Annotated in this window: 17 protein-coding genes and 1 rRNA gene; 6 read left to right on the top strand and 12 right to left on the bottom strand. The window is 72.8% G+C overall.

Annotation, left to right across the window (positions count from 1 at the left end):
- Positions 1-104: 104 nt before the first annotated feature.
- The 5 genes from A6A27_RS31570 to A6A27_RS31590 all read right to left on the bottom strand — a co-directional run bounded on the left by A6A27_RS31570 (position 105) and on the right by A6A27_RS31590 (position 6553).
- Positions 105-824 (bottom strand): TIGR03936 family radical SAM-associated protein, encoded by a 720-nt coding sequence (locus tag A6A27_RS31570; RefSeq protein WP_073838298.1) that lies wholly within the window; start codon positions 822-824, stop codon positions 105-107.
- 260 nt (positions 825-1084) lie between these two features.
- The gene (mycP, locus tag A6A27_RS31575; protein WP_073838299.1) at positions 1085-2497 is read right to left on the bottom strand and encodes a type VII secretion-associated serine protease mycosin; all 1413 of its coding nucleotides are present in this window, start codon (positions 2495-2497) and stop codon (positions 1085-1087) included.
- A 10-nt stretch (positions 2498-2507) separates the two neighbouring features.
- Positions 2508-3911 (bottom strand): hypothetical protein, encoded by a 1404-nt coding sequence (locus A6A27_RS31580; RefSeq protein WP_073838300.1) that lies wholly within the window; start codon positions 3909-3911, stop codon positions 2508-2510.
- Positions 3912-3922: 11 nt separating this feature from the next.
- Entirely contained in the window at positions 3923-4366 is a 444-nt protein-coding gene (locus tag A6A27_RS31585; RefSeq protein WP_073838301.1) for a hypothetical protein, read from the bottom strand.
- Between the two features lie 201 nt (positions 4367-4567).
- Positions 4568-6553: a TIGR03960 family B12-binding radical SAM protein gene (locus A6A27_RS31590; protein ID WP_073838302.1), complete on the bottom strand. Its 1986-nt coding sequence runs from the start codon at positions 6551-6553 to the stop codon at positions 4568-4570.
- Between the two features lie 206 nt (positions 6554-6759).
- On the opposite strand from A6A27_RS31590, the gene A6A27_RS46405 reads away from it, so the two are divergent.
- Positions 6760-8499: a hypothetical protein gene (locus A6A27_RS46405; protein WP_073838303.1), complete on the top strand. Its 1740-nt coding sequence runs from the start codon at positions 6760-6762 to the stop codon at positions 8497-8499.
- Positions 8500-8567: 68 nt separating this feature from the next.
- Entirely contained in the window at positions 8568-10055 is a 1488-nt protein-coding gene (locus A6A27_RS31600; protein WP_338013325.1) for a cryptochrome/photolyase family protein, read from the top strand.
- An 18-nt stretch (positions 10056-10073) separates the two neighbouring features.
- On the opposite strand, the gene A6A27_RS31605 is transcribed toward A6A27_RS31600, so the two are convergent.
- Entirely contained in the window at positions 10074-10772 is a 699-nt protein-coding gene (locus A6A27_RS31605) for a lysophospholipid acyltransferase family protein (RefSeq protein WP_073838305.1), read from the bottom strand.
- A 133-nt stretch (positions 10773-10905) separates the two neighbouring features.
- Positions 10906-14094, bottom strand: a complete 3189-nt coding sequence (gene ileS, locus A6A27_RS31610) for an isoleucine--tRNA ligase (protein WP_073838306.1) — start codon at positions 14092-14094, stop codon at positions 10906-10908.
- Positions 14095-14612: 518 nt separating this feature from the next.
- Here ileS and A6A27_RS31615 point away from each other — a divergent pair.
- Complete coding sequence (locus A6A27_RS31615; protein WP_073838307.1) at positions 14613-15053, top strand: carboxymuconolactone decarboxylase family protein; 441 nt, start codon at positions 14613-14615, stop codon at positions 15051-15053.
- Positions 15050-15937 carry an RNA polymerase sigma factor SigJ gene (sigJ, locus tag A6A27_RS31620; protein WP_241825536.1) on the top strand — a complete coding sequence of 296 codons (888 nt, stop codon included), beginning with the start codon at positions 15050-15052 and terminating at the stop codon, positions 15935-15937. The genes A6A27_RS31615 and sigJ overlap by 4 nt, the downstream gene beginning before the upstream one ends.
- 53 nt (positions 15938-15990) lie before the next feature.
- Here sigJ and ndk read toward each other — a convergent pair whose 3' ends face one another.
- Complete coding sequence (ndk, locus tag A6A27_RS31625) at positions 15991-16416, bottom strand: nucleoside-diphosphate kinase (protein WP_073838308.1); 426 nt, start codon at positions 16414-16416, stop codon at positions 15991-15993.
- Between the two features lie 142 nt (positions 16417-16558).
- Here ndk and A6A27_RS31630 point away from each other — a divergent pair, with 142 nt between their 5' ends.
- On the top strand, positions 16559-17803 hold the full coding sequence (locus A6A27_RS31630; protein WP_073838309.1) for a VOC family protein: 1245 nt from the start codon (positions 16559-16561) through the stop codon (positions 17801-17803).
- A gap of 30 nt (positions 17804-17833) precedes the next feature.
- Here the strand turns inward: A6A27_RS31630 and A6A27_RS31635 are convergent, their stop codons facing one another.
- The 3 genes from A6A27_RS31635 to A6A27_RS31645 are packed head-to-tail and all read right to left on the bottom strand — an operon-like array spanning position 17834 to position 22223.
- Positions 17834-18229, bottom strand: a complete 396-nt coding sequence (locus A6A27_RS31635; RefSeq protein ID WP_073838315.1) for a DUF4233 domain-containing protein — start codon at positions 18227-18229, stop codon at positions 17834-17836.
- A 44-nt stretch (positions 18230-18273) separates the two neighbouring features.
- Positions 18274-19608, bottom strand: a complete 1335-nt coding sequence (locus A6A27_RS31640) for a bifunctional folylpolyglutamate synthase/dihydrofolate synthase (protein WP_073838310.1) — start codon at positions 19606-19608, stop codon at positions 18274-18276.
- On the bottom strand, positions 19605-22223 hold the full coding sequence (locus A6A27_RS31645) for a valine--tRNA ligase (RefSeq protein ID WP_073838311.1): 2619 nt from the start codon (positions 22221-22223) through the stop codon (positions 19605-19607). The genes A6A27_RS31640 and A6A27_RS31645 overlap by 4 nt, the downstream gene beginning before the upstream one ends.
- Before the next feature lie 69 nt (positions 22224-22292).
- Here A6A27_RS31645 and A6A27_RS31650 point away from each other — a divergent pair, with 69 nt between their 5' ends.
- Complete coding sequence (locus A6A27_RS31650) at positions 22293-22970, top strand: hypothetical protein (protein ID WP_073838312.1); 678 nt, start codon at positions 22293-22295, stop codon at positions 22968-22970.
- A 108-nt stretch (positions 22971-23078) separates the two neighbouring features.
- Here the strand turns inward: A6A27_RS31650 and rrf are convergent.
- Positions 23079-23195, bottom strand: a 5S ribosomal RNA gene (gene rrf, locus A6A27_RS31655).
- Between the last annotated feature and the right edge of the window lie 78 nt (positions 23196-23273).

The following is a 23273-nucleotide window of genomic DNA, read 5'->3' on the forward strand; positions in this document are numbered from 1 at the left end:
CGGGCGCGGGTGAGCGCTGCCACGCAGGGTCGCCGCAAAAGGTGTTTCCGCCGGGCGCAGGTGCGCGACCGCCGAAGTCTGCCTGCCAGAGCGCCGACCGTCGGTCAGCGCTCTCCGATGGCTGCCCCGTCGCGATCCGCATCCAACGGATCGACGATCTCGCCCTGCGCGGTCAGCGTGCCCTGTGCCAGCCGGATCACCCTCGGCGAGACCGGCGGCTCCAGGTCGGCCACCACGCGGAGGCCGGAAAGGACGTCATCGGGTCGTACGGACGGGGTGACCTGCCGTACGACCACTTCGAGTATCGCACACGGTACGGCCGTCGCCCCGGAAGGCGTCTCGGACGGGGCCAGCACATCGATGCTGATGACGGCGGCCCGCGCGTCGAAGGTCCGCCGGCCCTGCTTGGTCATCCGCTCGACCTGGATCTCCTCGGCGGCGGTGAAGGCCGCCACCGCCCGCTCCAGCTCGGCCGGGTCGACCTCGGGCAGCTCGATCCGCCAGCGCGACGCCTCGATCCGGTCGGGCAGGTTGCCGCCGGTGGCCGCCACCGCGTCGAGCACGTCGAGCCCGGGCGAGAGCGCGGCGTCCAGGGCGACCCGCAACTGCTCCGGGTCGACCGGCTCGCGCAGGCCGATCTCCAGGTACTCGGCCTCGCTGGCGACGCCGGTCGGCGCAGCCGAGGCGTACGAGATCTTCGGGTGCGGGGTGAAGCCCTGGGAGAAGGCGATCGGTACGCCGGCCCGGCGCAGCGCGCGCTCGAAGGCTCGGGCGAAGTCCCGGTGCGAGGTGAACCGCAGCGGCCCGCGCTTGGCGTACCGGATCCGGACGCGCTGGACGACCGGCGCCTGGCCGCCCTCGGGTTGAGGCTTTCTGGCGATCGTGAACTCCTCGGGTGCTGCCTGCGTGTCCGTCCCATCCTGGCGCAGCCCCCGGGGCGGTACGCAGCCGGGGCGGCCGGAGGAGTCCGGAAAGCCGGTCCGAACCGGGCAGCCGGGCCCCTACCGCCCACCCCAGACACGCCGGTGGCCGGCCGGTGACGCGCAGGTCACCCGGCCGGCCACGACGGTGAACGGTGCGCCGATCAGGAGCGGTTGCCGCTCCCGGGCGGCGGGTACGTCCCAGGCGGTCCCGGTGGCGGGATGTTGCCGGGGGGCGGGGCGTAGCCGCCCGGGGCCGGCGCGCCACCCGGCTGTGAATAGCCGGGGGCGGCCGTAGCGCCCGACGGGTGGTAGCCGGCCGGAACCGGCGGGGCGCCAGGCGGGCCGTAGCCGCCGCCGGGCGGGATCCCGTCGGGCAGTTCGTCGGCCGCGCCGGCCGCGCGGGCCGCGTCGCGCCGGTACCGGCGCCGGTTCCAGATCAGGAAGATCGCCAGCGCCAGCAGGACCACCAGCACCACGGCGATGCCGATGCCGATCACCATCACCTGCTGGTCGCTGGGGCCACCCCGGTCGCCGTACTTGGTCACGTCGAAGTTGTCGTCCTCGGCCGCCTGGCCGGGGGCCTGGCTGGCCGGGGCGGCCGCCTCAAGCAGCGGGTTCGCGGAGACGGCCGGCACGTTCGCGGTCAGCGCGGCGACCGGGTCGATCCGCCCGAAGCCGTACTCCGGGTCGCGACCGGGCGGGCCGGCGTCCCGGGCGGTAGCGATGATCCGGTTGATCACGTTGGGCGCGTCGAGGTTCGGGTACTTCGACCGGATCAGCGCCGCGATGCCGGAGACGATCGCGCTGGCGTCCGAGGTGCCGTCACCCCAGCCGTAGCCGTGCTCGGGACCGACGTTGTAGATGCCGTCGCCGGGCGCGGCGATCACCGCCTCCGGCCCCCGGACCGAGCCGCCCCAGAAGGCGCCGCCCCGGGTCGTGCCGGTCACCGCGATCACACCGGGGACGTTGGCGGGCTGGTCGACGGCGACACTCCCCTTGGCCGTGTTGCCCGCAGCGGCCACCACGACCACGTCCCGGTCCAGCGCGTACTTGATCGCGCTCTCCACGTCCGGGTCGGCGTAGCCCGGCCCACCGTAGGAGAGGTTGACCACCTTCGCGCCGCCGTCGACGGCCATCCGGATGCCACGGGCCGACGCCCCGGTGGGGTTGGCGCCCTTGCCCGCCTTGAGCTTGATGGGCAGGATCTTGGCGCCCGGGGCGACGCCGTCCACGCCGTCGCGGCTGGCGTTCGTGGCCGCGATGATGCCGGCCATGTGGGTGCCGTGACCCTCCTCGTCGGCGCGCCCGTCGCCGGAGGCGCCGTAGCTGCGGCCACCGGGCAGCACCTGACCCCGGATGTCCGGGTGGGTGGCGTCCACGCCGGTGTCCACCACCCCGACGATCACACCCCGCCCGGTGGAGAGCTTGTGCACCTGCTCGATCCGCAGCTCGTCCAGGTACCACTGCTCGGCCCGGCGCGGCGCGGCGGCCGCCGGTTGGGCGGCCCCCAGCACCATCAGCCCGGCCAGCAGGCCGGCCACGGCCGGCCGGAGCGCGCCGACGTGCAACCTCATCCGTCCGTCCTCATCGCAGGATGCCCGGAGACCCGGCGTCGCCGGTGCCCCACGGATCGTCGTCCTCAGTCAACCACGACGAGTGCTCCGCAGCCCCGCTACCATGCCCGCCGGCACCATGGCCACCCATGCCACCGCCCATCATCCCCGCGCCCCGCGGGCCACCCGCGCCGCCGGCGCCGGCCGCGTTGCGCAACGCGCTGGCCGCGCTGGTCATCGGCGGCACCTTGCCGTTGCCGCCGCCGACCATGCCCGGGATGCCACCCATGCCGATCCCGCCGGCCGCGCCGACACCGCCACCACCGAACCCGCCGGCCGAGCCCACGCCCGGTCCGCCCCCGCTGAAGCCGCTGCCACCGCCGAGCGCCGGGCTGCCCAGGCCGCTCGGGCCGCCGTACCCGCTGCCGGCGGTGGTGGTCGGGCCACCGGCGCCGGCCAGGCCGCTGCCGTAGTCGGGGCTGCCGGTGCCCGGGTAGCCGGAGCCGGTCGACGGCGGCGTCAGGGAGCCTCCGCCGCCGAAGCCGCCACCGGTGGGTGGCGCGATGGACGAGGGGCCGCCACCGTACGAACCGCCGCCGCCACCGCCGATGCCCGTGCTGCCGATGGAGGGGCCGCCACCACCGAAGCCGCCACCACCTCCACCGGGGTATCCGGACGGGGGCTTCCGGTCGTCGGGCGTGTAGCCGTCCGAGGCGGCCTCGTCGGGCGCCGACACGACCAGCCTGGGCCGCTCGGTCTCCACCGCGGTGGGCAGCGGCGACATCGCGGTTTTGGCCGCCTGCTGGTTGTCCCGGTACCAGTTGTCCAGGTGGGACTTGGTGTCCCACCAGCCGCCCCGCTTGTGGTCCTCGGCGTTGCCGTCGATCTTCATGGTCGCCTCGAGGTCGTCGGCCTTGTCGCGGAACGCGCCGTCGGCGTACGAGGCGGGGTTGTTCTGGTAGTCCTTGCGCAGTGCGGCGAGGAAGCCGGACGAGCTCTCGCCGTCCCGGGCGTCGTCGAGCTCGGTGCCGTTCGGCAGGCTCCACTCGTTCCAGCCGAAGTCGTCCATCAGCGGGATCGGGATGCTGGCGACCGCCTTGCGGATGTCGCCCTCGATCCGCGACAGCGCGCCGCTGACGTTGCTCGCGTCGGTGATCAGCTTCTCGATGTCCTTGCCGATGTCACCGAGGTGCTCCCGGTAGGCGTCGCCGCCGCTGCCCTTCCAGCCGGCCAGCAGGCCCGGCAGGCCGCCGCTGTGCGGGCGCTCCTGGCCGGGGGCGATCGGGCCGACGAACGACCGCCCGACCAGCGAGTCCCGCAGGTAGCCCAGCGCGGTGGAGAGGTTATTCCACCCCACGCTCACCGAGCCGACCGTCTCCGGGTCCGCCGACAGCGTCACCTCGCGGACGCAGCTCTCCCAGGTTCCTCCTGCCATGACCGTTCCCCTCAGGCCGTGTACGGGTAGGTGGTGGGCGTGCCGCCGGGCGCGGGCGGCGGGGTGGCGGACTCCAGCATCCGCTCGATCTCCTTGCCGTTGGCCGCGTTGCGCGCCTCGGCGTCCCGGAACGCCTTGGCGATGTCCTCGGTGCCCTTCTTGAGCCCGGCGAGCTTGTTGGAGATCGCCTTGAGGTGGAGCTCCATGTTGGCCGTCGACCTGGTCAGGGCCTGCCACTGCATGCGGGCGTCCTCGTACGCGCCGAAGGGGGTGCCGTTCGGGACGGCCTGGGCGTTGTTGCTGTCGCCCTTCATCCGCTCCTTGATGCGCTCCATCTCGTAGCCGATGGTGTCGTCGACGTACTGCTTCAAGCGCTCGACGTACTCCGCCGCGGCGTCCAGGTCCTCGACACTGACGTGGAGGTCGCCGGTGGCCGGCGGCCTGATGTCACCCATGTTGCTGTCCTCCCCGTTGCCGACCCGCCGATCGGTCCATGTCGGACGCAGCGTATCGAGTCGCCGCCAATCCAGGCACCCCCACCCCGGGGGTCACGGCACCAGCTGGGGCCGCCGGCGACGGGCCTGCTGACCGGCACCGGAAACGGCGGAGCGCCGGGACCCTGGTGAGGTCCCGGCGCTCCGGACGTGTCGGCGGCGCTACTGCGGGGCGCCGGTGGGCAGCTTCAGGCCGTTGACCGGGGTCAGCGGCAGCAGCTTTCGGCCGGTCGGGCCGATCTGGATCTCGGTGTCCATGGCCGGGCAGACCCCGCAGTCGAAGCACGGGGTCCACCGGCAGTCGTCCTGCTCGTACTCGGACAGGGCGTCCTGCCAGTCCTGCCAGAGCCAGTCCTTGTCCAGGCCCGAGTCCAGGTGGTCCCAGGGCAGGACCTCCAGTTCGTCGCGCTCCCGGGTGGTGTACCAGTCGAGGTCCACCCCGAAGGCCGGCAGCACCTCGGCGGCGGCGTCCACCCACCGCTGGTAGGAGAAGTGCTCGCTCCAGCCGTCGAACCGGCCGCCGTCCGCCCAGACCTTGCGGATCACCGCGCCGACCCGGCGGTCACCTCGGGACAGCAGGCCCTCGATCAGCGACGGCTCGCCGTCGTGGTAGCGGAAACCGATCGCCCGGCCCAGCGAACGGTCGGCGTTGATCGCCTGCTTGAGCAGCTTCAGCCGGGCGTCGATGACCTCCGGCCGCTCCATCGCCGCCCACTGGAACGGGGTGTGCGGCTTCGGCACGAACCCGCCGATGGAGACCGTGCACCGGATGTCCTTGGACCCGGTCGCCGCCCGGCCGGCCTTGATCACCTCGTGGGCCATCCGGGCGATCTGGAGCACGTCCTCGTCGGTCTCCGTCGGCAGGCCGCACATGAAGTAGAGCTTCACCTGCCGCCAGCCGTTGGTGTACGCGGTGACCACGGTGCGGATGAGGTCGTCCTCCGACACCATCTTGTTGATCACCTTGCGGATCCGCTCCGACCCGCCCTCGGGGGCGAAGGTCAGCCCGGTGCGCCGGCCGTTGCGGGACAGTTCCTGCGCCAGGTCGATGTTGAACGCGTCCACCCGCGTCGACGGCAGCGACAGCGAGACGTTGGTGCCCTCGTACTGCTGGGCGAGGCCGGAGCACATGTCGCCGATCTCGGAGTGGTCGGCCGACGACAGCGACAGCAGGCCCACCTCGTGGAAGCCGGAGAACTCCAGCCCCTGCTGCACCATCTGGCCGACCGTGGTGATCGAGCGCTCCCGGACCGGGCGGGTGATCATGCCGGCCTGGCAGAACCGGCAGCCGCGGGTGCAACCCCGGAAGATCTCCACCGCGTACCGCTCGTGGACCGTCTCGGCGAGCGGGACCAGCGGCTTCTTCGGGTACGGCCAGGCGTCCAGGTCCATGGTCGTGCGCTTGTGCACCCGGAACGGCACGTCGGGGCGGTTCGGCACGACCCGCTGGATCCGGCCGTCCGGCAGGTAGTCCACGTCGTAGAAGCGCGGCACGTAGACGCTCTCGGTGCGGGCCAGCCGCAGCAGCAGCTCGTCCCGCCCACCCGGGCAGCCCTCGGCCTTCCACTCCCGGACGATGCCGGTGATCTCCAGCACCGCCTCCTCGCCGTCGCCGAGCACGGCGGCGTCGACGAAGTCGGCGATCGGCTCCGGGTTGAACGCGGCGTGCCCGCCGGCCACGATCACCGGGTCGGCGTCGGTGCGGTCGGCGGCGAGCAGCGGGATGCCGGCCAGATCGATCGCGGTGAGCAGGTTGGTGTAGCCCAGTTCGGTGGCGAAGGAGACGCCGAACATGTCGAAGTCGCGCACCGAGCGGTGCGCGTCGACGGTGAACTGCGGCACGCCATGGGCGCGCATCAGCTTCTCCAGGTCCGGCCAGACCGCGTACGTCCGCTCGGCGAGCACGTCGGGCAGCTCGTTGAGCACCTCGTAGAGGATCTGCACGCCCTGGTTGGGCAGGCCCACCTCGTACGCGTCCGGGTACATCAGCGCCCACCGGACGACCGCGGCGTCCCAGTCCTTGACCACCGCACCCAGCTCGCCACCGACGTACTGGATGGGCTTGGTCACCTGCGGCAGCAGCGGCTCCAGCCGGGGCCAAACGGAATGGGCCGCGACGGGACGCGGCGTCGTGGACGGGGCACTCATGATGCCCAAGGGTACGCGGTGCGCCACCGGCCACCACGGCGCACCGCAGCAGCCCGCCGTCCGGCTCTTCTGGATCTTGGACCCGCCCCCGTCCGCAGCGCACGGCAGCTGTCCGGGATCGGCGACGGGACGGGCTGACGAGCGGATTCGTCGGCGGTGGCACGCCGGTACTAGCCTCGCAACCGGCGCGAGAGGAGACAGCCGCGATGCCGGAGCCGCAGCCGGGCACCGACCGGCCGGCCGACGGGAGCACCCCGGCCACGGGCGGGGATCCGGGCACCGACGGGCCGAGCCGCGCCCCCGTACCGGCGGCCAGCCCGGCCACCGATCCGGTCGCGCCGCCGGCGCCGGCACCGGACGGCAGCACGCCCGCTGACGAGCCACCCCTGGCCACCGACGAACCGGCGCCGACCGACCCGGCCACGACCACCGGCGAACCCGCACCGACCGGCCCGGCCGGCGACCCTGCCGAGCCGGGGCCAGGAGTGCCGCCCGCGGCCCCCCACGAACCGGCGCCGACCGTCACTCCGGCGGCCACCGACGAACCGGCGCCGTCCGACCCACACGAGCCCGCGTCGAGCGACCCGGACACCGATGACCGGGCCGCCGGGGCGCCGACGCCGCCAACGAGCAGCGACGACGCGTCGATGGGCACCGAGGACGCACCGGCGCCGCCGGCCGACGCGCCGGTCTCCCCGGCGCGCGGCTCGGCCGCCGTACCGCCCCGCCCGGCCGCCGCGAACCGACCGACCGGCTCGGCAGCGGTCCCCGGCCGCCTCGACCCCACGCGGCAGACGGATCGCCCCGACCCGGCGCGGGAGGCGGACCGACCGGACCCGACCCGGGTGGAGACCCACGCCGAGCCGCCCGCGCCCCGGTGGAGCGGGTCCGCGCCGGTGCCGGCCCCGCCGCCACGCAAGCGGTCCTGGGGCGAGTCCGCCGAGCCCACCCCGCCGCCGCCGGTGGACTCGCCCGAACACCTGGTCCCGGTCGACCCCTGGGAGGGTGTCGACACCACCGGCTGGGACCTGCACTCGGCCGACTTCCCCGCACTGCCGCCGACCCTGTCCTACCCGCCGCCGGGCCACACCCTGCCCTATCCGGCCGCACCGCCGGCCAGTCCGGCGCCGCCGGTCGCCCACCCGCACGCCCCGTACCCACCGGTCGCGCACCCGCACGCCCCGTACCCGCCGGACGCCCGTCCGCAGGCGCGCCCGCCGGTCACCCCGCCGCCGCCGGTCGCCGCCCGCCCGGTGTCGCCGTCGCCGGCCGCGCTGCCGCCGCCCCGGCCCGCGCCACCCGCGCCGCCGAAGCAGCGCCGCCGCCCGGCCGCACCGCCGGTCGCGCCACCGCCCGGGTTCCAACCACCCAAGGGGTACGTGAGCGTCCCGGTCCGCCGCCGGCGCCGCTGGCCCTGGGTGCTGCTGCTGACCGTCGCCTGCTGCTGCGGCCTGCCCCTCTGGTGGGCCCAGCCGCTCCGCGCCCAGTACCCGGCCAGCGCGGCCCTGCCGGACCAGATCAGGGACCTGCAGCTACGGCAGGACCAGCGCAGCCAGGCCGACGCGGCCGAGCTGGAGACCCAGGTACGCCAGGCGCACCTGCTCGCCGAGGACACCTTCGCCGGGATCTACACCAACAAGGACGGCAAGCGGGTGACCCTCTTCGGCGGCACCGGGTTCCGGCTGAGTCCCGAGGCGGACGCCGACGCCGAGATCGACCGCCTCCGGGACCGGTACGCGCTGGGCGACGCCGTAGCGGTGGAGACCGGTGTCCGGGGCCGGTACGAGCGCTGCGCGGTCGGCCGGTCGGACGGCGACGCGGTGGTGGTGTGCACCTCGGTCGACCACGGCAGCCTGACCACCGGCGTCTTCACCCGGCTCTCCGTGGACGACAGCGGCCGCCTGCTGAACGACCTACGACAGCAGGTGGTGACCCCGAAGCAGTAGCGAGTCTCACGCTACGCAAGGTATCGATCACATAAAGCTCCTCGCGTCGCGCCGCCCATAATGGGTGATTGACTCACAATCGGGACATGTTGCGCCGCTGGCACTTCGCCGATCAGCTGGGGCTGCACTTCCTCGACGACCGGAAGCAACCGGTCCTGCTGATCGAGTCGAAGGCGGTCTTCCGGCGTCGCGTCTACCACCGGCAGAAGGCCCATCTGATCCTCTCCGCACTGCGGCACCGGGCCGCCGAGCTGGGGGACCAGGCGATCTTCCTGCGGGCCGAGACGTACGGGCAGGCGCTCAGAAAGGTCCGCGAGCCGCTGGAGGTGTGCCATCCGACCTCCCGTCGGGCGCTAAAGTTCGTCCGCAAGCTGGACCGGGTCACGGTGCTGCCGCCCCGGGGGTACGTGACCAGCCTGACGGACTTCGCCGACTGGGCCGACGGCCGCCGGGGCGCGCTGCGGATGGAGGCGTTCTACCGCTTCGCCCGGGAGCAGCACGGGGTGCTCATGACCGGCGAAGACCCGGTGGGCGGCCGGTGGAGCGTGGACCCGGAGCACCGCGAGCCGCCGCCGAAGAACGGCGCGCTGGGCATACCGGCCCCGCCGCGGCCGCGAGAGGACGACATCGACGCGGAGGTCCGGGCCGACCTGGACCGCTGGGAGCGGGAGGGCATCCGGTTCGCCGGCCGGGACGGTCCCCGCCACTTCCCGGCCACCGCGAAGGAGGCGAAGGCCCGGCTGCGGCACTTCCTCCGACACCGGCTCGCCGCGTTCGGCCGGTACGAGGACGCGATGCTCGCCGGCGACCCGTGGCCGGCGCACAGCGTGCTGTCCGCCGCGTTCAACCTCGGCCTGCTGGACCCGATGGAGGCGGTCCGGGGTGCCGAGCAGGCGTACCGCACGGCGGGCGCGCCGCTGGCCGGCGTGGAGGGCTTCGTCCGGCAGATCATGGGCTGGCGGGACTACGCCTGGCACATGTACTGGTATTTCGAGCCGGCCCGGCGCAACCGCAGCGAGCCGGCCACGCGGCGGTCGCTGCCGGCCTGGTGGAACGAGCTGGACGCCGACGTGGTCGACGCGCGCTGCCTGTCCGACGTGCTCACCGGCGTCCGCGACCGCGGCTGGGCGGATCACCTCCCCCGGCTGATGGTGCTCGGCAACTACGCCCTGCAGCGCGGCTGGCGCCCGGCGGAGCTGGCCGAGTGGTTCCACACCCGGTTCGTGGACGGCCACGAGTGGGCGATGACCGGCAACGTGATCGGCCTGAGCCAGTACGCCGACCTGGGCCGGATGACCACCAAGCCGTACGTCGTCGGGGGCGCGTACCTCAACCGGAGGAGCGACTACTGCGGCGGCTGCCGCTACGACCCGAGAGAGCGGCTCGGCGAGAACGCGTGCCCGTTCACCGCCGGCTACTGGGCGTTCCTGTCCACCAACCGCCCCCGGATCCCGGCCAACGCCCGGCTGGCCCGGACCATCAAGCAGTTGGACGGCCTCAGCGACCTGGACGCGGTGGTCGTTCAGGAGAAGCGCCGCGGCAACGACCCGCCGTGACGGCTCCCGCCGGACGGCTCAGGCGGTCGGCGGCTCGCCGCTGACCGCCGGCCGGGCGCGCGGCGGGGCGTAGCGGGGCACGTACTCCTGGCCGGTGAGCTTCTGGATCTCGCTCATCAGCTCGTCGGTGATCGCCCGCAGCGAGGTCCGGTCGTCCGACCGGCCGGTGACGTCTAGCGGCTTGCCGAACCGGATGGCGATCTCGGCCCGGCCGGGCCGGGGCACCCGCGTGCCGATGGGCTGCGCCTTGTCGGTGCCGGTCACGCCGACCGGGATGATCGGCACGCCGGCCGCCACCGCCAGCCGAGCGGCGCCGGTGCGGCCCCGGTAGAGCCGCCCGTCCGGGGAGCGGGTCCCCTCCGGGTAGACGGCGACCAGGTCACCGGCCTTGAGCACCGGGATGGCGGCGTCGAACGCCGACAGCGCCGCCCGGCCGCCGGCCCGCTCCACCGGGATGGCGCCCAGCCCGGTGAGCACGAACTTGGAGAACGCACCCTTCACGCCGGTGCCCTTGAAGTACTCCGACTTCGCCCAGAAGGCCAGGTGCCGTGGCACCACCGTGCCGAGGAGCAACTCGTCGGCGACCGACAGGTGGTTGCCCGCGAAGATGGCGCCACCGGTCGCCGGGATGTGCTCCAGCCCTTCGACGGTTGGACGGAAGGCCAACCGGATCGTGGGCGCCACGGCGAGCTTGCCGATGGTGTAGAGCAGGGGCACGGGTCCTCCGGCGGTCGTACGGGACAGGCGGTGTCACGGTAGCGGACGGCCCCATGCCGGCCCTCTCGGGTGGCCGGCCGCCCGGGTGGTGGTCCGCCGGATCCCAGCCCGCCGGACCACCACCCTCAGCAGGTCATACCCGCCGCACGGCGACCGTCACCCGCTCACCCTCGCCGACCTCACCGACGAAGCCCTCGATCCCCTCGGCGAAGTCGACCGTGTCGGCCAGCACCTCCCGGGCCACGAAGTCGGTGTACCCGGACACCGCCGCGCGCACCTCCTCGGACGCCGACAGCGCCACCACGATCCGGTCCGAGACGTCCAGGTCGGCGTCCCGGCGAGCCTGCTGGACGACCCGGACCACGTCCCGGGCCAGCCCCTCGGCCGCCAGCTCCGGGGTGACCTCGGTGTCCAGCACGACCACGCCCTCGCCGCCGGGCAGCGGCGCGGAGTGCTCGGCGTCGGCGGCGACCAGGCGCAGCTCATACTCGCCCTCGGCGAGGGTGACCCCGGCGGCGACCGGGGCACCGTCGACCAGTTCCCACTCCCCCGCCTTGACCGCCTTGATCACCTGCTGGACCGCCTTGCCGACCCGCGGGCCGAGCGCCCGGGGCACCACCGTCAGCACCTGCTGGCAGTACGCGGACACCTCGTCGGTGAACTGCACCTGCTTGACGTTCACCTCGTCGGCGACCAGGTCGGCGAAGGGCCGCAACTGGTCCGCCCGCGACGAGGCCACGGTCAGCTTCGACAGCGGCAGCCGCACCCGCAGCCCCTTGGCCTTACGCAGCGACAGCGCCGCCGAGGCAACCGCCCGGGTGGCGTCCATCGCGGTCACCAGCTCGTGGTCGGCCGGGAACTCGGCCGCCGCCGGCCAGTCGGTCAGGTGCACCGACCGCTCGCCGGTGAGGCCGCGCCAGATCTCCTCCGCGGTCAGCGGCGCCAGCGGCGCCACCACCCGGCAGAGCGTCTCCAGCACCGTCCACAGCGTGTCGAACGCCTCCGCGTCACCGGACCAGAACCGGTCCCGCGAGCGACGCACGTACCAGTTGGTCAGCGCGTCCAGGTAGGACCGGACGGTGGCGCAGGCACCGGAGATGTCGTACGCGTCCAGCTGCGTCTGGACCGTCGACACCAGCTCGTTCGTCTTCGCCAGCACGTACCGGTCGAGCAGGTGGGTGGAATCCACCCGCCGCTTCGCCTGGTAGCCCTCCGCGTTCGCGTAGAGCGAGAAGAAGTACCAGACGTTCCACAACGGCAGCAGCACCTGACGTACCGCGTCCCGGATGCCCGCCTCGGTGACCGCCATGTCACCGCCGCGCAGCACCGGCGAGGACATCAGCATCCAGCGCATCCCGTCCGACCCGTACGAGTCGAAGACGTGGTACACGTCCGGGTAGTTGCGCAGACTCTTGGACATCTTGCGCCCGTCCGAGCCGAGCAGGATGCCGTGGCTGAGGCAGTTGCGGAACGCCGGCCGGTCGAACAGCGCGGTGGCCAGCACGTGCATGGTGTAGAACCAGCCGCGGGTCTGCCCGATGTATTCCACGATGAAGTCGCCCGGGTAGTGGTGCTCGAACCACTCGCGGTTCTCGAACGGGTAGTGCACCTGGGCGAACGGCATCGAGCCGGACTCGAACCAGCAGTCCAGCACCTCCGGCACCCGGCGCATCATCGACTTCCCGGTCGGGTCGTCCGGGTTGGGGCGGACCAGGTCGTCCACCGCCGGCCGGTGCAGGTCGGTCAGGCGTACGCCGAAGTCCCGCTCAAGGTCGGCCAGCGAGCCGTACACGTCCACCCGCGGGTAGTTCGGGTCGTCGGACTTCCACACCGGGATCGGCGAGCCCCAGAACCGGTTCCGGCTGATCGACCAGTCGCGGGCGTTGGCCAGCCACTTGCCGAACGAGCCGTCCTTGATGTGCCCCGGCGTCCAGTTGATCTGCTGGTTGAGCTCGACCATCCGGTCCTTGAACTGGGTCACCGCCACGAACCAGGACGACACCGCCTTGTAGACCAGCGGGGTGTCGCAGCGCCAGCAGTGCGGGTACGAGTGGGTGTACGTGTCCTGCCAGAGCAGCACCCCCCGTTCCTTCAGCTCCCGGATCACCGACTTGTTCACGTCGAAGACCTGCTCGCCCTGATACGGCGGGACCAGCGCGGTGAACCGGGTGTGGTCGTCCACGGTGACGATCGTCGGGATGCCGGCCGCGTTGCAGACGTTCTGGTCGTCCTCACCGAAGGCCGGGGCCAGGTGGACGATCCCGGTGCCGTCCTCGGTCGTGACGAACTCCGCGCCCAGCACCTGGTACGCGTTCGCCCCGGCCTGCTCGACCAGGAAGTCGTAGAGCGGCACGTAGCGGCGCCCGACCAGATCGCGGCCGGACACCGTTCCGACCTGCGCGTACCCCTCCAACTCCTTGGCGTACGCGCCGAGCCGGGCGGCGCCGACGACGTACCGGGCGCCGTCGCGCTCCAGCACCGCGTACTCGATATCGGGGCCGACGGCGAGCGCCAGGTTCGACGGGAGGGTCCACGGCGTGGTGGTCCAGACGCCCACCCGGACCGGGCCGCGCAGCAACTCCGGCGCGCCCTCGTCCGGGGTCAGCTCGAACCACACCGACGCGGTCGGGTCGTGCCGGTCCTTGTAGACGTCGTCCATCCGGGTCTCGGTGTTCGACAGCGGCGTCTCGCACCGCCAGCAGTACGCCAGCACCCGGAAGCCCTCGTAGACCAGACCCTTGTCGTGCAGGGTCTTGAAGGCCCACATGACGCTCTCCATGTAGTCCAGGTCGAGCGTCTTGTAGTCGTTGGCGAAGTCCACCCAGCGGGCCTGCCGGGTGACGTACCGCTCCCAGTCCTGGGTGAACTCCAGCACCGAGGTGCGGCACGCCTCGTTGAACCGGGCCACGCCCAGGTCGAGGATCTCGGCCTTGCTGGTGATGCCGAGCTGCTTCTCGGCCACCACCTCGGCCGGCAGGCCGTGGCAGTCCCAGCCGAAGCGCCGCTCCACCCGGCGGCCGCGCATGGTCTGGTAGCGCGGCACCACGTCCTTGACGTACCCGGTGAAGAGGTGGCCGTAGTGCGGCAGGCCGTTGGCGAACGGCGGGCCGTCGTAGAAGACGTACTCATTGTCGGCGGCTCCGCCGCCGCCAGCGGAGCCCGCCGCCGTGTCCGATTGCCGGCCGGAGGCCGGCCTTGCCTCGACGGAGGCCTCGAAGGTCTTGTCGGCCGTCCAGTGCTCCAGGACCCGGCGCTCCACCGCGGGCAGGTCCGGGCTCGCCGGGACACCGGCGGCGGTCGGGTCGTGCAACGGATAGGCCATCGGGGGTCGCTCTCCTCACGTGCGACAACTCCAGCTCGGCGCGGCTGACGCCGCGCCGCGACCGGGAGCCGTCGAGCTCACTGTCGTGTGGGTCTGCGAGGACGAACCCTTTCCGGTACGCCGTCACCGGCGTGCCCGGGCAAGGCCCGCGGTACCACCCCGCTTGGCGGTCAAGGTGCGACCGCCCGCTCGTTGGCCGGCTGTGACGGGCCGGTCCCGTCCGGTTCTACTGGGCCGGTCACCCGGCCGTTCTTCCGGAGGCTCGCCGGTGATGGCCGGGTCGTCGCCTGTGCCGACAAGCGTACTCGACCCCGCGCCCGCTCCGGCCCCGACTATCACCCCACTCCGGTGATCATGAGGTTGGCGGCGGATCCCGAGATCGTCACCGCCGCCAACCTCATGATCGAGGGTCAGCCGGCCCGGCGCAGCTCGCATGACCACCGTCACAGGGCCGCACCGTCACGCCGGCCGGGGCCGTATCCGTCGGGTAGGCGTATCGACGACACGAGGAGGCCGAAATGAGCCGGATCAACATGGCAGCGGTGGCGCCGGGGGCGTACCAGGCGGTGCTCGAGCTGGAGAAGTACGTGCGGGAGAACCTGGACCACACCGTGCTGGAGCTGGTGAAGCTGCGGGCGTCGATGCTCAACGGCTGCGCGTACTGCGTCGACATGCACAGCCGGGACGCGCTCGCCGCCGGCGAGTCCAGCCGGCGGCTGTTCGCGGTCGCCGCATGGCGGGACGCGCCGTTCTTCGACGAGCGGGAGCGGACCGCGCTGGCGCTGACCGACGCGGTCACCCGGCTCGGCGAGCACGGCGTGCCAGACGACGTGTGGGACGCCGCCGCGAAGGTCTGGTCGGAGAAGGAACTGGCCGACCTGCTCGTCGCGATCGCCACAATCAACGTGTGGAACCGAATCTCGGTGAGCACCCGGAACGAACCGCCGCTCGAGGTGTGACCACGACCGGGGCAGCGGAGGCGGCCGGTGCGCTCACCGCGCACCGGCCGATGCTGCTCGGGCTGGCGTACCGGCTGCTGGGCAGCCTGCACGACGCCGAGGACGTGCTGCAGGAGACGTACCTGCGCTGGCTGGACGTCGACCGGGAGTCGGTCGCCGAGCCGCGCCGCTACCTGTCCCGGGTGGTGACCCGGCTGGCGCTGGACCGGCTACGCGCCCGGCAGGCGGCCCGGGAGACGTACATCGGTCCGTGGCTGCCCGAGCCGGTGCCGACCGCACCGTCGCCGTTCGGGCCGCTGGACACCGTCGAACTGCGGGACACCCTCTCCACCGCGCTGCTGCACCTGCTGGAGCGGCTCACCCCGCCGGAACGGGCGGTGTACGTGCTGCACACCGCGTTCGCCCTGCCGTACGCCGAGATCGCCGACCTGCTCGGCCGGTCGGCGGCGGACTGCCGGCAACTGCACCACCGGGCCGTGGCGCGGATCGCCGACGACCGGCGGCGGTTCACCGCGGGCCCGGCGGAGCAGCGGCGGCTGCTGGACGCGTTCCTCGCCGCGGCGCGCGACGGCGACCTGGCCCGGCTGACCGACCTCGTCGCCGCCGACGCTACCGCCTGGTCCGACGGTGGCGGCCGGGTCCGCGCGGCGCGCAACCCGGTCCACGGCGCGGACCGGATCGCCCGCTTCTTCGCCGGCATCTACGCCCGCGATCGCCGCCCCGGCATCCGGACGACGTCGGCCGAGCTGAACGGCGCGCCGGCGCTGCTGCTGCGCTGGCCGGCCGGAGCCCGCTACACCCTCGCGGTGGCCGCCGCCGACGGCCGGATCACCGGCGTCTACCTGGTCGGCAACCCCGAAAAGCTGACCCGCGTCCCCGGCTGAACACGCCCGACGGCCCCCGTCCCAGCAGGGGACGAGGGCCGTCGGCGAGGACGTCAGCCCAGCTCGGGGAACCAGAGGGCGATCTCCCGCTTGGCGCTGTCGACCGAGTCGGAGGCGTGCACCAGGTTCTCCCGGTTGGAGAGGGAGAAGTCGCCGCGAATGGTGCCGGCGGCGGCCTTGCGGCCGTCCGTGCTGCCGATCATCCCGCGCACCACCTCGATCACCTGGTCGCCGGAGAGCACCAGGGCCACCAGCGGACCACCGATCATGAACGTCTTCAGCGGCGGGTAGAACGGCTTGTCCACGTGCTCGGCGTAGTGCTGGTCGGCGAAGTCGCCGTCCATCGTCCGGGAGACCAGCGCGTCGATCCGCAGGCCCTTGCGCTCGAAACGGCCGAGGATCTCGCCCACCAGACCGCGGCGCACCGCATCAGGCTTGATCAGTACGAGCGTGCGCTCGTCCGGGCTGCTGCTGGACACGCTGGGTTCCTCCTGTGCGCGGAAGCGGGTCGGGCTGGGTACGGTCAGCGTAGCGACCCGGTCCCGGCGCCGACGCGGCGGCCGCTCTTTCCCCCGGTCGCCGACACGGCCTAGCCTGGCCCTAGACCCCGGGAGGTCCACTGTGGCGAATGGCGGGAACCGACCCATCGCGCCGGTGCGAAAGCTGATCGGCGCGGTGCTGGGCACCGTGGCTACCTTCATCGTGCTGTTCGGGCTGGGCATGACGAGCTGGGCGATCGTGGCGCTCGGCATCGCGCTGCTCGTGCTGGCGATCGCCCTGGCCACCGTACGTGGTGGCGGCCGCACCTGGGTGGTCGGCCTAGGCCACGTGCACAGCGCCTCCGAGCCGCCCACCCAGTACGCGTTCGGCCGCTGCGAACTCCAACTGGTGATCGACGCGCCCGGGCTGCCGCCCCGGTCCAAGAAGATCATCGAGCCGCGGGTCCCGGTCGCCAAGTGGCCGTCCCTGGGCCAGGCCCTGCCGGTCCGGGTAGCCCTCGACGACCAGCGACACATCCGCGTGCTGTGGGACGAGGTGCCCACCCACGCCGAGACGGCCGCCGCGGTCGCCGACCTCCCACCTGAGTACGCCGGTCCCGACCCGGTCGAGGAGGTGCTGATCGCGCAGGAGGCCCCGCCGTGGGCGGACCGCCCGGAGGAGGACTTCCGGGACGACTTCCCGCCCGCGCCGGACCCGGTCCTCGACGACGTCACGGCGCCGCCGGAGCCGCGCGAGCCGGTGGTGGTGCACCAGCGCCCGGGCGGCCCGGTGGTGCTGGAGGGCCAGCTCGTCGAGCCGGCGGCCAGCGGCTCGCTGCCCCGCCGGGCCACCCCGGCCCCGCGCACGCCAGCCGATGAGCGGTTCGACACCGTGCCGGTCGACCCGATCGACGTCCCGCTGGACGAGCCGGCCGCCGAGGCGCCGCCCACCCCGGAGGAACTGGACGAGGCCATCTTCGGCCCGGCCGGGGACGAGCCGGCCGAGCTGGCCACCCCGATCAGCGGGGTCGGGATCACCCTGCTCGTCACCGACCTGGACCGGTCGCTGGACTTCTACCGGAGCCTCGGCTTCGAGGAGTTCGACCGCGGCACCGGCAACGCCGTCCTCTCCTCCGGGGCGACCCGCCTGGTGCTGCGCCAGGTGAGCGGGGCCGCGCCGATCAGCCGCCGGCTGGTCCACGTCAACCTGGAGGTCGACGACATCCAGGCCGCGTACGAGCGGCTGCGCGGGTCCGGCGTGCGCTTCACGTACGCCCCCCGCGTGGTCAACCGGGGCACGAAGTTGGAGGTGTGGGCAGCGGCCTTCCGTGACCCGGACGGCCACGGCGTCGCCCTCACCCAGTGGCGCACCCTCGCCGACGCCTGAGCCGCGCCGAGCGGGGCCCGGCCGGGGCGCTCAGCCGAGGACGACCCGCCGCACGTGCAGGGCGTACGCCCAGACCAGGGCGAAGATGACCCCCAGCACGAGCAGCGACCAGTGCAGCAGCCCGGACAGCATCAGCAACCCCTGGAGCACGGTCCCGGCGTGCCAGGCCCACGACCGTTTCATCTGTCCGGCGAGCACCACGCAGGCTACCGCCAGCGCCACGATCACCCCGACCGCGGTGCCGCCGAGGTGCCCGCCGACCACCCGGATCGGCTGGATGGCCAGCAACAGCACCAACGCCTCCAGCGCCAGCGTCCCCGCGCCGAGCCCGCGGACGGCCTTGTCCGGATTCCGCAGCCCGGACCGGCGCTCCCCCGGGCCCGGCTCGCCGTCACCCGGACCACCGGGCGAGGACGTGGCAGGCATCGCCGGGTGGTCCTCGGCGCCGGGGCGCTCCTCCACCGGGCCGGTCATCGCTTGAGCAGCCGGCGGGCGTCGGCCACGGTCACCACCGATCCCGTGATCAGCACGCCGACCCCGGCCAGCTCGCCCGGTACGTCGGACTCGGCCTCGGCGACGGCCGCCTCGATGGCGTCCGGCATCTCCTCGGCGACCTGCACCCGGTCCGGTCCCAAGATCTCCCGGGCCAGCGCGGCCAACGCGTCGGCGGGCATGGCCCGGGGCGAGCTGTTGCGGGTGACCACGATCGAGTCGAGCATCGGCTCCAACAGCTCCAGCAGGCTGGCCGCGTCCTTGTCGCCGAGTACGGCGAGCACGCCGACCAGCTTGCTGAACGCGAACTCCTCCTGCAGCGCGGTGACCGTGGCGGCCATCCCGTGCGGGTTGTGCGCGCCGTCGAGCAGGATCGTCGGGGCGGTACGCACCTTCTCCAGCCGTCCCGGCGAGGTGGCCGAGGCGAAACCCTCCCGGACGGCCTCGATGTCGAGCTGCCGCTTGGCGCCCGCGCCGAGGAACGCCTCGACCGCGGCGAGCGCCACGGCCGCGTTCTGTGCCTGGTGCGCGCCGTGCAGCGGGATGAAGATCTCCTCGTACACCCCGCCGAGGCCCTGGATGGTGAGCACCTGGCCGCCGACCGCCACCGCCCGGCGGAGCACGCCGAACTCGGCGCCCTCGCGGGCGATGGTCGCGCCGACCTCGGCACAGCGCTCCAGGATCGGCCGGGCGGCCTCCTCCTCCTGCGCCGCCGCGATCACGGTGGCCCCCTTGTGGACGATGCCCGCCTTGTGCAGTGCGATGTCCTCGACGGTGTCGCCGAGCCACTCGGTGTGGTCCAGCCCGATCGGGGTGATCACCGCGACCCCAGCCTGGATCACGTTGGTCGAGTCCTCGGCGCCGCCGAGCCCCACCTCCACCACCGCGACGTCGACCGGCGCGTCGGCGAACGTGGCGAACGCCAGCGCCGTGGTCAGGTCGAAGTAGGTCAGCGGCTCGGCGGAGCGCTGGTCGACCAGCTCGGCCAGCGGCGCCACCTCCCGGTACGTGGCGACGAACCGCTCCTCGCTGACCGGCTCCCCGTCCAGGCTGATCCGCTCCCGGACGGTCTCCAGATGCGGGCTGGTGTAGCGGCCGGTGTGCAGCCCGAACGCCCGCAGCAGCGAATCGATCATCCGGGCCGTCGAGGTCTTGCCGTTCGTGCCCGTCAGGTGGATCGACGGGTACGCCCGCTGCGGGCTGCCGAGCAGGTCGAGCAGGCTCTCGATCTTCTCCAGCTCGAAATGCATGCGGGTGAAGCCACGCTCGCCGAGCGCGGCTTCCACCGCGGCGAATTCGGTACGGTCGGTCACGAGGGAAGCGCCTCCAGCGCGGCGTCGATCCGGACCAGGTCCGCCTCGGCCACCGCGAGCCGCTCACGGATCTTGGCGACCACGGGCTCGGGCGCCTTGCCGACGAACGCCGGGTTGTCCAGCTTCGCCCGCGCCTGGGCGACCTCCTTCTCGGCGGCCGCCCGATCCTTGGTGAGCCGCGCCCGCTCGGCGGCCACGTCGATCGAGCCCCGGGTGTCCAGCGCGACGCTCACCTCGCCGGGCATGGCGAGGGTGGCGCTGGCCTGGAAGTCGTCGCCGGGGGCGTCCAGCCGCACCAGCGACCGGATCAGCGGCTCGTGCGCGGCGAGGCCCGCCGGCCCGAGGCCGTCGAGCCGGGCCGCCACCCGCTGCGTCGGGCGCAGCCCCTGGTCGGAGCGGAACCGCCGGATCTCGGTCACCACCCGCTGCAGGGTGCCGACCTCGCTCTCCGCGGCGTCGTCGACGAGGGTACGGTCGGCCACCGGCCAGATCGCGGTGAGCACCGTCTCCCCGCCGGTCAGCGCGCTCCACAGCTCGTCGGTGACGAACGGGATCACCGGGTGCAGCAGGCGCAGCAGCTGGTCCAGCACGTGCCCGAGCACCCGGCGGGTGGCGTCGGCCGCCGGCCCGCCCTCGGCGAGCACCGGCTTGCTGAGCTCCACGTACCAGTCGCAGACGTCGTCCCAGGCGAAGTGGTAGAGCAGGTCGCACACCTTGGCGAACTCGTACGCCTCGAACTGCTCGTCCACCTCGGCGGTCACGTGCGCCAGGCGGGACAGGATCCACCGGTCGACCGTCGACAGCTCGCTCGCCGCCGGCAGCGGCCCCTCGGCGTGTGCGCCGTTCAGCAGGGCGAACCGGGTGGCGTTCCAGAGCTTGTTGCAGAAGTTGCGGGAGCCCTGGCACCACTCCTCGCTGACCGGCACGTCCTGGCCCGGATTGGCGCCCCGGGCCAGGGTGAACCGGGTGGCGTCGGCGCCGAACCGGTCGATCCAGTCCAGCGGGTCGACCACGTTCCCGAACGACTTGGACATCTTCTTGCCGTGCTCGTCGCGGACCATGCCGTGCAGCGCGACGACGTCGAAGGGCTGCACGCCGTCCATCGCGTACAGGCCGAACATCATCATCCGGGCGACCCAGAAGAAGAGGATGTCGTACCCGGTGACCAGCACACTGGTCGGGTAGAACTTCGCCAGGTCGGGGGTCTGCTCCGGCCAGCCGAGGGTGGAGAACGGCCACAGGCCGCTGGAGAACCAGGTGTCCAGGACGTCCTCGTCCTGCCGCCAGCCCTCGCCGGTCGGCGGCTCCTCGTCGGGGCCGACACAGACGATCTCGCCGTCCGGGCCGTACCAGACGGGGATGCGGTGGCCCCACCAGAGCTGCCGGGAGATGCACCAGTCGTGCATGTTGTCGACCCAGGCGAAGTAACGCTTGGCCAGCTCAGCCGGCTCGATCCGCACCCGGCCATCGCGGACCGCGTCGCCGGCGGCCTTGGCCAGCGGGGCGGTGTTGACGAACCACTGCAGCGACAGCCGCGGCTCGACCGTGGTCTTGCACCGCGAGCAGTGCCCCACCGCGTGCAGGTACGGCCGCTTCTCGGCCACGATCAGCCCCTGCTCGCGCAGCGCGGCGACGATCGCCGGGCGGGCCTCGTACCGGTCGAGTCCCTGGAACGGGCCCGGCGCGGTGATGATGCCCCGCTCATCCATGATCGTCAGCGCCGGCAGGTCGTGCCGCTGCCCGATCTCGAAGTCGTTCGGGTCGTGCGCCGGGGTCACCTTGACCATGCCGGTGCCGAAGCTGGGGTCGACGTGCTCGTCGGCGACGATCGGGATCCGCCGGTCGGTGAGCGGCAGCGCCACGGTGGTGCCGATCAGGTGCCGGTAGCGCTCGTCCTCCGGGTGCACCGCGACCGCGGTGTCGCCGAGCATGGTCTCCGCCCGGGTGGTGGCCACCACGACCTCGTCGCTGTAGCGGATCGAGATCAGCTCACCCTCGTCGTCGGTGTGCTCCACCTCGATGTCGGACAGCGCGGTGAGACAGCGCGGGCACCAGTTGATGATCCGGTTCGCCCGGTAGATCAGCCCGGCGTCGAAGAGCTTCTTGAACATGGTCTGCACGGCCCGGGACAGGCCCGCGTCCATGGTGAAGCGCTCGCGATCCCAGTCGACCGCGTCGCCGAGCCGGCGCATCTGGCCCAGGATGGCGCCGCCGGACTCCGCCTTCCACTGCCAGACCCGCTCGACGAACTTCTCCCGGCCCAGGTCGTGGCGGGACAGGCCCTGGGTGGCGAGCTGCCGCTCGACCAGGTTCTGGGTGGCGATGCCGGCGTGGTCCATGCCGGGCAGCCAGAGCGCCTCGAAGCCCTGCATCTTCTTCCGGCGGGTGAGGGCGTCCATCAGCGTGTGCTCGAACGCGTGGCCCATGTGCAGCGAGCCGGTGACGTTCGGCGGCGGGATGACGATGGTGAAGGGGGGCTTGTCGCTCTCCGCCGACGCCCGGAAGTGGCCGGCGGCTACCCACTGCTCGTACCGTCGCTGCTCTACCTCGCCGGGCTGGTACTGGCCGGCAAGGGTGGGGGCGTCGGGGCGTCGGGCATCCAGTCTCTCGGTCACCCTGAAAGTCTACGGAGCGCTTCTGGAGACCTGACGTGCGCCACCTCTCGTTCGCGTACGGTGGCGGACATGTCCGACGCACATCTCACCGAGCGCCCGGTGGACGACGGGTCCGAGCCGGTCGACCTGACCGACGAGCCGATCCAGCTGAGCCGCCGGGATCCGGCGATGGAGCCCGAACGGCGTCCCGCCTCGCGCCGGCGCCGGATCGTGCTGGGCGCGGCGCTGGCCGTCGGGTTGGCCGGTCTTGGGGCGCTGGGCGTCGGCGGCTGGCGGGTACTGGCCCAGAAGGACACCACGCTGGATACGCCGGCCAAGGTCGCCGGGCTGACCCGAGACGACAGCGAGGGCGCCCGCAGCACCGCGGACTACCTCCGCAACGGCTTCGCCGCCGACATCGACCTAGACCGGAGCTTCGGCACCGTCTACAGCGACCCGGCCGACGCCAAGCGGGCGGTGCTCGTGTTCGGCGGCACCACCTTGCTCTGGCAGCCGGAGCGGGACCTGGACACCCTCTTCGGGCTGATGGCCGACGAGACCGGCAAGGTGGGCGGGCTGCACGAGGTGGACGCCGGCCGCCTAGGCGGGGTAATGAAGTGCGGTTCGACCGGCGGCGATGGCGGCGACTTCGCGGTCTGCGGCTGGGCCGACCACGGCAGCGTGGTGATGGCGATGTTCGCGGGCCGTTCGATAGACGATTCGGCCGTGCTGTTCCGGCAGCTGCGCGAGGGTATTCAGAGCCGCTGACCAGGGCTGCGGGACGCCGTTCACCGCGGGCGTCCGGCCGCCGGCGATTCCCGCGCCGGAAATGCAGTCAGGGTCACCCGGAAATGGGTGACCCTGACTGGAAAGTTTGTCCGGCGGTGTCCTACTCTCCCACACCCTCCCGAGTGCAGTACCATCGGCGCTGGAGGGCTTAGCTTCCGGGTTCGGAATGTTACCGGGCGTTTCCCCTCCGCCATGACCGCCGTAACTCTATCGACATGTCAAACAACCAACCACCAAAAATGGTGTGATTGTTCGTTTGTCGGGAGTTGCACAGTGGACGCG

This window comes from Micromonospora sp. CB01531 (assembly GCF_001905095.1).
Lineage (GTDB): Bacteria > Actinomycetota > Actinomycetes > Mycobacteriales > Micromonosporaceae > Micromonospora.

What these genes read in the sequence shown, in the direction of transcription:
- mycP (WP_073838299.1), bottom strand. Translation starts at nt 2,497, where the DNA reads ATGAGGTTGCACGTCGGCGCGCTCCGGCCGGCCGTGGCCGGCCTGCTG.
- A6A27_RS31580 (WP_073838300.1), bottom strand. Translation starts at nt 3,911, where the DNA reads ATGGCAGGAGGAACCTGGGAGAGCTGCGTCCGCGAGGTGACGCTGTCG.
- A6A27_RS31585 (WP_073838301.1), bottom strand. Translation starts at nt 4,366, where the DNA reads ATGGGTGACATCAGGCCGCCGGCCACCGGCGACCTCCACGTCAGTGTC.
- A6A27_RS31590 (WP_073838302.1), bottom strand. Translation starts at nt 6,553, where the DNA reads ATGAGTGCCCCGTCCACGACGCCGCGTCCCGTCGCGGCCCATTCCGTT.
- A6A27_RS46405 (WP_073838303.1), top strand. Translation starts at nt 6,760, where the DNA reads ATGCCGGAGCCGCAGCCGGGCACCGACCGGCCGGCCGACGGGAGCACC.
- ileS (WP_073838306.1), bottom strand. Translation starts at nt 14,094, where the DNA reads ATGGCCTATCCGTTGCACGACCCGACCGCCGCCGGTGTCCCGGCGAGC.
- A6A27_RS31615 (WP_073838307.1), top strand. Translation starts at nt 14,613, where the DNA reads ATGAGCCGGATCAACATGGCAGCGGTGGCGCCGGGGGCGTACCAGGCG.
- A6A27_RS31635 (WP_073838315.1), bottom strand. Translation starts at nt 18,229, where the DNA reads ATGCCTGCCACGTCCTCGCCCGGTGGTCCGGGTGACGGCGAGCCGGGC.
- A6A27_RS31650 (WP_073838312.1), top strand. Translation starts at nt 22,293, where the DNA reads ATGTCCGACGCACATCTCACCGAGCGCCCGGTGGACGACGGGTCCGAG.